The sequence below is a fragment of the Streptomyces sp. NPDC058741 genome, from assembly GCF_042746715.1.
In the GTDB taxonomy this organism is placed as follows: Bacteria; Actinomycetota; Actinomycetes; order Streptomycetales; family Streptomycetaceae; genus Streptomyces.
On the sequence record NZ_JBHYQH010000004.1, the window covers coordinates 1 to 11,716 of the forward strand.

Here is an 11,716-nt window from a genome sequence, read left to right on the forward strand (position 1 = left end):
GCTCGCCGGGGGCCTCCGGGGCGGCGGAGCCGGCCTCGGGGGTCGCCTCGCCGGGCAGCTGGGCCGGCGTCTCGGCGGCAGCGGCTTGCGGTTCCTGCGCCGGGGTGGGCGCAGCAGGCTCGTCAGCGGGCTCTGCCGCGGCTGCATGCGGCTCCGGTGCCGCGGCCCGGGCGGCGGGCGCGGCCGGAGCCGATGCGTCGGCCTCGGGGGCGACTGCCGGGGCGGCCTCGGCGGGAGGCTGCTCGGCGGCCGGGACGTCGGGCGCCTGGGCGGCGGTTTCGGGCGTCTCGGGGACCGGAACCTGCCCGCCGGCGGCCACGGGTGCGGGGGCAGCGGCAGGGGCCGTGCCGTCCGCGGTCGGCACCTGGTCGGCGGCGGCTGCCGGACCCTCGGTGTCAGGAGCCGGGGCAGCGCCTTCCGCGTCCTCGGTGCTCACGGCCTGCGGGGCCGCCTCGGGGAGAGCCTCGGTGTCCTGCTCGGGCCCGGTGACCGCCTCCGCCCCGGAGGCCCGCCCGGCCTCCGGGGCCACGGTGGGTGCGGCGGGCTGTTCCCCGGCGGCAGCCGCAGGGTCCGCCGCGCCGCCGTCGGCGGGAGCATCGGCCGCAGGCGCCTGGGGGTCCGCGGCACCGGCTTCGGCCGGAGCCGCCTCACCCGCGCCGGGGGCGACGCCGACAGGCTCGGCAGCGGCAGCGGCAGCGCCCTGCCCCGCGTCCGGGACAGCCCCGGCGGGATCACCGGCCGCACCCTCCGCGTGCACGACCGCACCCTGCCCGGTCCCGTCGCCCGCCGCCGGTCCGTCGCCCACGGCGGGTACGGCAGCGGCGGGAGCACCCGCGACCGCCGTGCCCGGCCCCGTTTCGGCGGGAGCCGTCGGCGCGTCGGGAGCCGTCTGGCCGACAACGGCCGGCTGCCCGGCGGCGGCAGCCGCCTCAGCCGCGGGTCCCGTGGACTGCGCGGGCTGCCCGGCTTCGGGCGCCAGGGCGGATACGCCGGGCGCGGCCTCGGGCGCCTGCACCGGCACGGCCTGCGCGGCCGCGGGCACGGACGCCCACGCGTGCACCGCGTCCCCACCCACGGCCACTTGGGCCTGCTCCTGCGCCTGTTCCTGGGCCTGCGCCGCCTCGGCCGCCACGCGGGTGGCGACAGCCTGGGCCATGCTCATCGGCCCCACACCCGGAACAACCGTTTCCGCGGCCGTCGCCCCGGCGCTCACCTGGGGCGCGGGCTGCGCGCCCCACGCCGCGGCCGGAGGCGCCGGCTCGGGCGCACGCGGGGCGTCGAGGTACTCGGGGCCGGACGACGCGGCGGCCGGCTGACGCATCGGCACCTCCGCGGGGCCGCGGTCGGCGAGGGAACGGACCGGGCTGGCGGAGCTGTCGGGAAGCGGCGGGCCGAGGTGGAGCGGACGGCGTGGCGTCACCGGCGGGATCGGCGGCGGGTCGGGCAGGCGGACACCGCCGAGGTCGACGGAGCCGCTGTCGCGGCCGGAGAGCTCGTGCGGACCCGGCTGGTGCACGGTCTCGACGACCGGCTCCGGCGCGGGCGGGGCGACCTCGTTGCCCCAGGCGCCCTGCGCGGCCGGCAGCAGCAGGTCTTCTTCTTCCTCGGCGGGGTGCTCGGAGAGGTAGGTGTACGCACCGTGCGCGGGGGCGCCCGGCTGTTCCACCATGCCTGCGTTCTCCGGCAGCCCCTCGCCCGGGACCTGGCCGGTGTCGGTCATGCGTACCCCTCGCCCATCGGTTAATGCTCCTACGACCAGCTCACCCGGAACGGCGCACCGACCGCCCCACAGTCAAGAACGAGCGTGCGTCCTCAGCGGCACGAACGGCCCGCCCCGAAAAGGCGACAAAGCCATTCACTGGCATTGTTGCGGCCGCGGCACCCTCACGGCAGCTTGATCCGCGACGGTTCCGCTGTGGACTGCGCCACGTTGCGCGCCCTCCGGTATCTGCCGTACCACACGCACCCCAAAACGGGTGGGTTTTCCGGATATTGACCGACGAAGTGCCGGGCGTCCGCGTGTGGTGCAACGATCGGCCAGCCTACCGCGAGCGGTACGACAACCCGATCACGGGGACGGCGGGAGGGTCAGGCGCCGCGCTTCGGCAGCACCCCGCTGAGCAGGAACGCGACGCTGCGTTCCTTCTCCGTCCAGGCCCTGGTGTCGAGTTCGACGGACTGGAGGAGGGCGCACTCGACGGTGTAGCCGTGCTCGGTCAGGTCGCGGCCGACGAGTTCGGCGGCGTCGCGGGTGGCGGCGTGCGTGACGATGCGCTGCGGCCGGCGGTCGGCCACCGCCGAGACGACGGCCGCTCCCCCGCCGCCGACGCGGACGACGTCGGGTTCGGGGAGGTTCTCCAGGATCTGGGGGGCGGTTCCGTGGACGATCTGGAGCTGGACACCGAGGCGGCGGGCGGCGGTGTCGGTGCGGACGCAGGCGTTCAGCTCGCTGTCGACGGCGAGGACCGCGGCGCCGGCGCGCGCCGCCTCGACGGCGAGGGCGCCGCCGCCGCACCCGACGTCCCACACGAGGTCCCCGACCCGGGGCCCGAGGCGGGCGAGTTGGGAGGCGCGCAGCAGGTGGGTCTCGCCCTCGCCGAGGTCACCGTCGTGGGCGTCGGCGGGCAGGGTCCAGCCGCGCGGTCCGGCGGACGGGTCGCGGCCGGCGATCCAGCCGCCGGTCTCCCCCGCGGTGTCGGGGCGCGCGGGGCCGCCGAGGACGATGACGACGTTGGGGTCGCGCCAGGTGTGGTCGGCGGCCTTGTCTGAGGTGACGACGGAGACGCGTTCGCGTGCGGTGCCGAGTTCCTCGCAGACCACGAAGGAGCGGTGGACTCCTTCGAGGAGCAGGCCGAGTTCGGCGGGGCCCGCGCCGGGTGCGGTGAGGACGGCCACCTTGGTGTGGGCCCGGCATACGTTCACCGCGCGGCGCAGCGTGCGGGGGTGTGCGACGACCACTTGTGCGTCGTCCCAGGGCATTCCGGCACGGGCGAAGGCGGCGGCGACTGGGGAGACGGCGGGGACGACCTCGACCTCAAGGCCGAACTCGGGGACGCGCAGGGTGCGTACGATGCCGAAGAAGCCGGGGTCGCCGTCGGCGAGCAGCACGGCCGTTCCGCGGTGGGCGGCGATGCGGCGGGCGGCGAGGGCGACGCTGCCGAGGCGGATGCGCTCGGCGCCGGCGGGGATCTCCGGGAGCGCCAGGTGGTGGGCGGCGCCGGCCACGAGCGTGGCGGCCTGGAGGGCGGCGCGCGCCGCGGTGGTCAGCGGCGAACCGTCCCAGCCGATCACCGTGACCCGGTCGGCCATCGTCCTCAGTCTCCAGGGGTTTTCGCAGGTGGTCTGCGTGTCGTGTGATGAGCTGCCCGCGGTCGGGCTCCGTGAGAGTACCCGGTGCGGCCGGCCCGGGGCGCGGCGGCGGGGTCGCGTTCGGTGTGCGGGAGGTCAGTTCCAGTCGCCGGGGGAGGTGAAGCCGCCGGGCAGCTGGTCGCCGACGCCCTCCAGGTCCTCGGGGAGCAGGCTCCAGACGATCAGGTCGGTGCGGACCTCGGTCCACTCGCCGCTGTCCGTCCGGGCTCTGGCTATCCAGGCGCCGCGCAGCACTCCCTCGCTGATGCAGCCGATCTTCTGGGCCACTTGCTGGGAGGCGGTGTTGTCGGCCGCGGTGCGCAGTTCCAGGCGTTCGAACTTCTGGTCGTCGAAGAGCCACCGCGCGGTGACGAGGGCCGCTTCGGAGGCGTAGCCCTCGCCGCGGGCCCAGGGGGCGGTGACGTAGGAGATCTCGCTGGAGCGGAGCCGCCAGTCGGTGTTCTTGAGGTGGACGACGCCGACGAGGCGCTGGGTGAGGAACTCGGTGACGGCGAAGACGATGCCGCGGCCCTCGGTCCGTTCGGCGGGGGCCTGTTCGGTGATCCAGGAGCGGGCGTGGGCGTGGGTGTAGGGCCGCGGTACGGAGGTCCAGGCGGTGACGAGCTCGTCGTTCATCATGTCGGCGAAGGCCTGGATGTCCGGCTCCTCGAAGGGGCGCAGGACCAACCGCTCCGTACTGATGGAGATGTGGGGAAAGGTGCTCCTCATGCGCGCTCCGTTACCTTCGGTGAACCTTCAGGGCCTGCTGAACTGCCCAGCATGCAGCATGAAAGCACCGATCCGCACCACGGGGTCCTCCCCCTTCCGGGTGAGGGAGGACCCCGTGCGCGACGGTGCCGGGTGCGGCCTCAGAAGGAGGCGAGCACGGAGCCGGCGTACTTGTCCTGGATGAACTTCTTGACCTCGGGCGAGGTGAGGAGCTCGGCGAGCTTCTTCACGCGCGGGTCGTCCTCGTCGCCCTTCTTCACGGCGAGGAAGTTGCCGTAGGGGTTGTCGTCCGGGGACTCCAGGACGAGGGCGTCCTCGGAGGGCTCGAGGTCGGACTCCAGGGCGTAGTTGCCGTTGACGACGGAGGCGTCGACGTCGTCGAGGGAGCGCGGGGTCTGGGCCGCCTCCAGCTCCTTGAAGGTGAGCTTCTTGGGGTTCTTGACGATGTCGGCCGGGGTCGCCTCGTTGCCGACGCCCTCCTTGAGGGTGATCAGCCCGTTGTCGGAGAGGAGCTTGAGGGCGCGGGCCTCGTTGACGGTGTCGTTGGGGATCGCGACGGTGGCACCGCTCTTGAGGTCGTCGGCCTTCTCGACCTTGTTGCTGTAGAGGCCGAGCGGTTCCAGGTGGACCGTGACGACGGGCACGATGTCGGTGCCGTTCTTCTTGTTGAAGTCGTCGAGGTACGGCTTGTTCTGGAAGTAGTTGGCGCCCACGGAGCCGTCCTGCGTCGCCGTGTTCGGGGTGACGTAGTCGGTGAACTCCTTGACCTCGAGGTCCAGGCCCGCCTTCTTGGCCAGGTTGTCCTTGACGTAGGTGAGGATCTCGGCGTGCGGGGCGGGGCTCGCGGCGACGACGAGGGGTCCGCCGGAGCCTGAGTCGCCGGCGCCGCAGGCGGTGAGCCCGAGGGTGAGGGCTCCGGCGGCGAGGGCGGCGGTGGTGATCTTGGCGGTGTTACGCACGAAAAGTGCCTTTCCTTGTGGGCCTTGCGGGTGGTGCGACCCCGTTGCGGGTGACGGGGAGTTCAGGAGGTGGCTTTGAGCAGCCGCAGTTTCGGGGCGGGGCCCGCGTGGGCGCCGCGGCGGTGCAGGGAGCGGGCCGCGTGGTCGCCGGCGAACTGGATGAGGGAGATGACGACGGCGAGGATCGCGACGGTGATCCACATCAGCCGGGTCTCGAACCGCTGGTAGCCGTAGCGGACGGCGATGTCGCCGAGGCCCCCGGCGCCGACCGTGCCCGCCATCGCGGAGTAGCCGATGAGGGCGACGACCGTGGTGGTGGTGCTGGAGATCAGCGACGGCAGGGACTCGGGCACGAGGACCTTGCGGACCACGGTCCAGGTGTTGCCGCCCATGGCCTGCACGGCCTCGACGAGCCCGTGGTCCACTTCGCGGACGGCCGTCTCGACCAGGCGCGCGAAGAAGGGGATGGCGCCGACGGCGAGCGGCACGATGGCGGCCTCACGGCCGATGGTCGTACCGGTGATCCAGCGCGTGAAGCTCATCAGCGCGACCATCAGGATGATGAACGGCAGCGAGCGGGCGATGTTCACGACCTGCCCGATCACCTTGTTGGCGGCGAGGTTCTGGAGCAGGCCGCCACGGTCGGTCAGGACCAGCAGCATGCCGAGCGGGAGTCCGCCGACGACGGCGATGAGGGTGGACCAGCCGACCATGTAGAGCGTGTCCCAGCACGCCTGCTCCAGCAACGGCCGCATCGCGGACCAGGTCACTTGGCACCTTCCTTCACCAGTACGGACTCGTGGCCCAGGACGTCGATGTGCAGGCCCTGTTCGCGCAGGAAGCCGATCGGCACGACGTTGTCCTCGTAGCGGCCGGGCAGTTCGATGCGCATCCGGCCGACCTGGAGGCCGCCGACCGTGTCGATGGCGGCGCCGAGGATCGATATGTCGATGTTGTAGGTGCGGGCGAGCTGCGAGATGACGGGCTGGGTGGCGCTCTCTCCCTGGAAGGTGACGTCGACGACGGTGCGGTCGGCGCCGGAGGCCTCGCCGCCGAGCGGGAACAGGGCGGCGGCCAGCTCGGATCCGGGGGTAGCGAGGAGCTCGCTGACCGTGCCCGACTCGACGATGCGGCCGTTCTCCATCAGCGCGGCCGAGTCGCAGACCGACTTCACGACGTCCATCTCGTGCGTGATGAGCAGCACGGTCAGGCCGAGCTGCCGGTTCAGGTCGCGCAGCAGCGCCAGGATCGAGCGGGTGGTCTCCGGGTCGAGGGCGCTGGTGGCCTCGTCGGAGAGCAGCACCTTGGGGTCGCCGGCCAGGGCGCGGGCGATGCCGACGCGCTGCTTCTGGCCGCCGGACAACTGTGCGGGGTAGGCGCCCGCCGTGTCGGCGAGACCGACCAGGTCGAGCAGCTCCAGAGCCTTGCGGGAACGTTCCTTCCCGGACTTGCCGAGGATCTCCAGGGGTAGTTCGACGTTGTCCTGGACGGTCCGGGAGGACAGCAGGTTAAAGTGCTGGAAGACCATGCCGATCCGGCTGCGCGCCGCGCGCAGTTCCCTTCCGGCGCGCGGGCCGCGGCCGGCCAGGGCGGTGAGGTCCCGCCCGGCGACGGTCACGGTGCCGGAGGTGGGGCGCTCCAGCAGGTTGACGCAGCGGATGAGCGAGGACTTGCCGGCGCCGGACTGGCCGATGACGCCGTACACCTCGCCTTCGCGCACGTGCAGGTCGACGCCGTCCAGGGCGGTGACCTCGCGGCCGCGTGAGCGGTAGACCTTGGTCAGGTCCGTGGTGGTGATCACGTGGGTATCCGTCACAGTCGAGTGCGCGGGCACGGGTGGTCCCGGGCACGGGTGCGTTCGTTCGGGGACGCGCCACGGTTCTCGTGAAGGAGGGAACCGGGGAGAACATGTGCGCGGGCGGCGGTGGTCGCGCGGCGCTCAGGGCGCGCGGACGGGCCGCGGTCTCGCTTCGGGGCGCGAGCTCGGGGTGGTGCGGGGGCCCTCTAGAAGGCGCACATTCGACACGTACCACGAGCACCGGGCGTCATGGTCGCCTCGGTCGCGGGGATGCGGTCGCTCGTCGTGGTCATGCGGCAAGTAAAACACGTGTACGGTCCTGACAAACCGCCGCTGTCCGGATGCTGGACGGCGGTGGACAGGCCGCGGCGCCGGTCAGGGGCGCGTCGAGATCTCCACTCCCTCGGCGGTGACCAGCACCGACAGGGCCGACAGGTCCTCGACCACGAGGTCGGCGTCGAGCTCGTGGGCCCGGTGGGTTGTGGTCAAGGCCACGGTCACCGAGGCGAGGGAGGAGACGAGGGTTCCGTCGTTGTCGAACAAGCAGGGCGTGCGCGTGGCTCTTCATGTCCTCGACCCTGCGGTGCGGGCCGGGGCCGGGAGCATCGGGCCTTTTCGGCCGTAATAAGGTCGCTGCATGCTGAACGCCCTGACGCTGGTGACCGGCGTCGCCGCGCTGCTGCTCGCCGCCTGGTGCGGCTGGGCGGCCTACCGTGACCAGCCGACGAAGGACTGGCACTTCATCGGGATGGCCGTGGTCACCCTGCTGTCGCTGATCCAGCTGGTGGTGGGGATCGTGCTGCTGGCGCGGGGCGAGGAACCCGCGCAGGGCACGACGATCTTCGTGGCGTATCTGCTGGGGGCGTTCGCGTGCGTCCCGGCCGCGGGGTTCATGTCGCTGGCCGAGCGGACCCGGTGGGGTTCGGTGACGGTCGCGGCCGGTGGTGTCGTGCTTGCGGTACTGGAGGTGCGTCTCTATGACATCTGGGGAGGCTGAGGTGAGCCGCCGGCGGCTGACCAGCGGGCCGGGCACGCTGCTGGTGTGGCTGTACGGCGTGATGGTCGTCGGGGCCGTGTCGCGCTCGGTGTACCAGATCGCGACGGAGTTCGACCGGGCGCCGCTGGCGTACTCGCTGTCGGCCGTGGCCGGTGTCGTGTACGGGTTCATCACCTACACGCTCGTGCGGGGCGGGGAGAGGGCCCGACGGGCGGCGCTGGTGTGCTGTGCCGCGGAGTTGGCGGGCGTGCTGACGGTGGGGACGTGGACGCTGGTGGAGCCGTCGGCGTTCCCGGACGCGACCGTGTGGTCGGACTTCGGGATGGGATACCTGTTCATCCCGGTGCTGCTGCCCGTGTCGGCCATCTACTGGCTCAGGGCTTCGCGTTCGCGGGACGGGGACGCCGCCTGAGGTGATCAGGCGGCCGCGGGCCGTGCGCGGTCGCTCGCGCCCACGCGGCGGAGCCGCACCCCGACACGGCCCCGCGCCCTGCGGGGGCGATGGTCAAGCCGTCGCCGCGTACGTACCGGCCGGCTTCTCCAGGACGATCATCGGGACGCCGTCCGCGCCCTGGGAGGTGCCCACCGTCTGGTAGCCGACCTTGCGGTAGAGGCGGAGGGTGCCCTCGCTGCGGTGACCGGTGTGGAGGCGGAAGCGGGTCGCGCCGTGCTGCTCGGCGAGGGCGGACTCGGCGGCGCGCAGCAGCCGGGCGCCGATGCCGTGGCCCTGGAGGCGGGGGTGGACGCACAGCTTGCCGATCGCGGCCGCGCCGTCCTCGGTGACCGAGCCGCGGACCGAGCCGACGACCTCCTCGCCGAGGCGGGCCACGAAGACGCAGTCCCGCGCGACCTCCTCGCGGACCGAGTCGAGCGTTTGGACGAGCGGGTCGATGCGGTAGTTCCCGTACAGCGCCGCCTCCGTCTGGAAGCACAGGTACTGCAGCCTGAAGATCTGCTCCGCGTCCTGCTCGGTCGCCGCAGAGATGGTCACACTCATGCCCATGTGCGCACGCCTCCCGCTCATCTGATCACCGGTGGTCCCCCACTCCTATCCCCGTCCTCAACGGGCCGCAACCTCCGATGTGAGCAATCTGCGGAGACATCCCAGACATCTGGAACGTTCCGGTCCAAGACTGCCCTGTGAGATACCCAACTCCCCTGCGATTTCCCGGTATGTCAGGTCCTTCGGGGAGAGCAGGGCCTCCATGATCCGGGGGCAGCGGCCGGGCAGGCGCCGGACGGCCTCGCGCAGGGCACGGCCCCGGGCCGCGGCGAGGGCGAGTTGTTCGGGGTCGCGGTCACCGTCGTCGACCGGCTCCGCGGCGTACGGCCGCTCGAGGCGGCTCGTCCGGCGGGTGCGGCGGGCTTCGGAGCGGACGGCGCGGCGCAGCCACTCCCGGGGCTCTGCGGGCGGGTTCCCGCCGTCGAGGCGTTCCAGCAGGCGGAGCCAGACCTCCTGCTCCAGGTCGCCCGGCTCGGCCCCGGCGGCATAGGCCTCCGCCGAGGCCTCGGCGGTGAGCAGCGGGTGCAGCGCGGTGACCAGCTCGTGCGTCATACGCGGAGCGACGCGGCCGCCCGGGCGGAGGGTTGCCCGGGCGGCCGAAGCTCACTCGACCGAGTGGGCCCGGCGCGGACGTTGACGCGCCGGGGTCCGCTCAGCCGTTGCGGTAGTCCTCACGGGCCAGCAGACCGGTGTCCGGCTGGTCGGTGAAGACGCCGTCGATGCCGGTCGCGAAGTACGCCCGGTAGGCGCCGAAGACGTCGCCGTAGGCGTCCGCGTCCGTGCCCCTGCGGAACTCCGCCGGGAGGAAGGGGTTCTCGTTGCGCACGGTGTAGGGGTGCAGGAGCAGGCCCACCCGGTGCGCGTCCGCGACGAGCGTGGTCGGCTCGGTGAGCCTGCCCTGGGCGTCGCGCGGGACGACCAGGTCCAGGGTCGGGCCGATGCCCTGCGCGTAGGAGGCGATCTCCCGCAGACCGGCCGGCTTGATCAGGTCGGCGACGGTGCGCGGGTCGCCGTTCTCCACGAAGTCCCAGGGGCGGGAGCCCGCCGACGACAGCAGGACGACCAGGGGGTTGTCGACGAGCTTGTTCATGCGCTCGATGCTCGTCGGCTCGAAGGACTGCAGGACGACCGGGGAGGTGCGCCGGTCCCTGCGGTGCTTGCGCAGCAGCTTGGCGACGCGCTCCTCCAGCGGCAGGCCCTGCTTGCGGAAGTAGGTGGGGTGCTTGAGCTCGGGGTAGATCCACACCTGCCGGCCGCGCGCCCGGCTCTGCTCGTCCTGCCAGCGCAGGACCTCCTCGAAGGTGGGGATCTCCCAGCGGCCGTCGTACAGGGTGTTGTGCGGGCGGTTGGCCGGGATGCGCTCGGTCGCGCGCAGGGTCTTCAGCTCGGCGAGCGTGAAGTCCTCGGTGAACCAGCCGGTGGTGGAGACGCCGTCGAGGAGCTTGGTCCTCTTGCGGTCGGCGAACTCGGGGTGGTCGGCGACGTCGGTGGTGCCGCCGATCTCCGGCTCGTGGCGGCAGACCAGATGGCCGTCCTTCGTCGGCACCAGGTCGCCCGCCTCCACGATGTCGGCTCCCATGTCGAGGGCCAGCTGGTACGAGCCGAGGGTGTGCTCCGGGCGGTAGCCGCTGGCTCCGCGGTGGCCGATGATCGTCGGTCGCGGCAGGCTCTCCAGCCCGCCGCCGTGCCGGGCTCCCTCGGCACGCGCCGTGCCGGTCACGCCGAGCACCGCCCCGCCGGCGCCGAGCACCGCCGCGCCGAGCAGCGCCCGCCGTCCGGTCCCGCCCGTGTTCTCGTTCGACTCCCGCGTTCCCATGAGCGCCCTTTCCTGCCGTCGGCTCGTCAGTGCGGGCCGATCGTAGGGGTGCGCACATGACCGGCGGGAGACCGCGTGCGGAACACGCGGGTGAATCGGGATGTCGTAGTGGCTGGTGGGAGCGGTGAATTGATGGTCCATCGCATCGTGTTCGATTCGGCGTGGCGGTTCTGGGAACGCGTCCGGCAGGCCCGGGGCGATGTGCGTCACATCATGTCGGTCGCGTTACGGACCGTCCGCCGCACACCACCGCAGGTAAACACGCGTCAACACCGAGTAAGACCTCGGTGAAGTCGCCGTGCCCGATGTGCACGATCCCCGGGGCCGCGAGTATCGTCCTCACCTGCACAGACTCATACAGAATCCCCTTGACACCGGAGGGTCCGTTGTCCCGCTTCGCGCTCATCAAGGCAGTGCTCGGCCCGATCATGCGCCTGATGTTCCGCCCACAGGTGGAGGGCGCGGAGCACATTCCCGGCGACGGCCCGGTCATCCTGGCCGGAAACCACCTGACGTTCATCGACTCGATGATCCTGCCGCTGGTCTGCGACCGGCAGGTCTTCTTCATCGGCAAGGACGAGTACGTCACCGGCAAGGGCCTCAAGGGCCGGCTGATGGCGTGGTTCTTCACCGGCGTCGGCATGATCCCCGTGGACCGCGACGGCGGACGGGGCGGTGTGGCCGCGCTGATGACCGGGCGCCGGGTGCTGGAGGAGGGCCGGGTGTTCGGCATCTACCCCGAGGGCACGCGCTCGCCCGACGGGCGGCTGTACCGGGGACGGACGGGTATCGCCCGGCTGACCCTGATGACCGGCGCGCCGGTGGTGCCGTTCGCGATGATCGGGACGGACCGGCTGCAGCCGGGCGGGGCGGGTCTGCCGCGCCCGGGCAAGGTCAGGGTGCGGTTCGGTGAGGCCATGGAGTTCTCCCGGTACGAGGGCATGGACCGGGACCGCTATGTGCTGCGGGCGGTGACCGACTCGGTGATGACCGAGGTCATGCGCCTGTCCGGGCAGGAGTACGTGGACATGTACGCGAGCAAGGCGAAGGAAGCGGCCTAACCGGG

The 11,716-nt window shown here is 72.4% G+C and carries 11 protein-coding genes and 2 pseudogenes; 3 read left to right on the forward strand and 10 right to left on the reverse strand.

The window, feature by feature from the left end; translation table 11 throughout:
• The 7 genes and pseudogenes from ACFW6P_RS04130 to ACFW6P_RS04160 form a co-directional block, all read right to left on the reverse strand.
• Positions 1-1,720 (reverse strand): annotated as a pseudogene (locus tag ACFW6P_RS04130) (5,6-dimethylbenzimidazole synthase); the annotation flags it as partial.
• A 368-nt stretch (positions 1,721-2,088) separates the two neighbouring features.
• Positions 2,089-3,309 carry a precorrin-6y C5,15-methyltransferase (decarboxylating) subunit CbiE gene (gene cbiE / locus ACFW6P_RS04135; RefSeq protein ID WP_386356297.1) on the reverse strand — a complete coding sequence of 407 codons (1,221 nt, stop codon included), beginning with the start codon at positions 3,307-3,309 and terminating at the stop codon, positions 2,089-2,091.
• Positions 3,310-3,444: 135 nt separating this feature from the next.
• Entirely contained in the window at positions 3,445-4,077 is a 633-nt protein-coding gene (locus ACFW6P_RS04140) for a GNAT family N-acetyltransferase (RefSeq protein WP_386356300.1), read from the reverse strand.
• 140 nt (positions 4,078-4,217) lie between these two features.
• A complete protein-coding gene (locus tag ACFW6P_RS04145) occupies positions 4,218-5,036 on the reverse strand; it encodes a MetQ/NlpA family ABC transporter substrate-binding protein (RefSeq protein ID WP_386356303.1) in 819 nt (272 codons plus the stop codon).
• Positions 5,037-5,098: 62 nt separating this feature from the next.
• Positions 5,099-5,806 (reverse strand): methionine ABC transporter permease, encoded by a 708-nt coding sequence (locus ACFW6P_RS04150; protein WP_386356306.1) that lies wholly within the window; start codon positions 5,804-5,806, stop codon positions 5,099-5,101.
• Positions 5,803-6,837: a methionine ABC transporter ATP-binding protein gene (locus ACFW6P_RS04155; RefSeq protein ID WP_386356309.1), complete on the reverse strand. Its 1,035-nt coding sequence runs from the start codon at positions 6,835-6,837 to the stop codon at positions 5,803-5,805. Before ACFW6P_RS04155 ends, ACFW6P_RS04150 begins: the two co-directional genes overlap by 4 nt.
• 372 nt (positions 6,838-7,209) lie before the next feature.
• A pseudogene (locus ACFW6P_RS04160) lies at positions 7,210-7,332 on the reverse strand (HAD family hydrolase); the annotation flags it as partial.
• 139 nt (positions 7,333-7,471) lie between these two features.
• On the opposite strand from ACFW6P_RS04160, the gene ACFW6P_RS04165 reads away from it, so the two are divergent.
• Both ACFW6P_RS04165 and ACFW6P_RS04170 read left to right on the forward strand, forming a co-directional pair.
• Positions 7,472-7,831 (forward strand): hypothetical protein, encoded by a 360-nt coding sequence (locus ACFW6P_RS04165; protein ID WP_386356312.1) that lies wholly within the window; start codon positions 7,472-7,474, stop codon positions 7,829-7,831.
• A complete protein-coding gene (locus ACFW6P_RS04170) occupies positions 7,812-8,243 on the forward strand; it encodes a hypothetical protein (protein ID WP_386356315.1) in 432 nt (143 codons plus the stop codon). The genes ACFW6P_RS04165 and ACFW6P_RS04170 overlap by 20 nt, the downstream gene beginning before the upstream one ends.
• 93 nt (positions 8,244-8,336) lie before the next feature.
• Here ACFW6P_RS04170 and ACFW6P_RS04175 read toward each other — a convergent pair whose 3' ends face one another.
• The 3 genes from ACFW6P_RS04175 to ACFW6P_RS04185 form a co-directional block, all read right to left on the reverse strand.
• Positions 8,337-8,834 (reverse strand): GNAT family N-acetyltransferase, encoded by a 498-nt coding sequence (locus ACFW6P_RS04175; protein ID WP_386356317.1) that lies wholly within the window; start codon positions 8,832-8,834, stop codon positions 8,337-8,339.
• Between the two features lie 57 nt (positions 8,835-8,891).
• A complete protein-coding gene (locus ACFW6P_RS04180) occupies positions 8,892-9,386 on the reverse strand; it encodes a sigma-70 family RNA polymerase sigma factor (protein ID WP_386356319.1) in 495 nt (164 codons plus the stop codon).
• A 100-nt stretch (positions 9,387-9,486) separates the two neighbouring features.
• Positions 9,487-10,650 carry a glycerophosphodiester phosphodiesterase gene (locus tag ACFW6P_RS04185; RefSeq protein ID WP_386356322.1) on the reverse strand — a complete coding sequence of 388 codons (1,164 nt, stop codon included), beginning with the start codon at positions 10,648-10,650 and terminating at the stop codon, positions 9,487-9,489.
• Positions 10,651-11,036: 386 nt separating this feature from the next.
• Between ACFW6P_RS04185 and ACFW6P_RS04190 the strand changes: the two genes are divergently transcribed.
• Entirely contained in the window at positions 11,037-11,711 is a 675-nt protein-coding gene (locus ACFW6P_RS04190) for a lysophospholipid acyltransferase family protein (protein WP_386422977.1), read from the forward strand.
• The last annotated feature ends 5 nt before the right edge of the window (positions 11,712-11,716 follow it).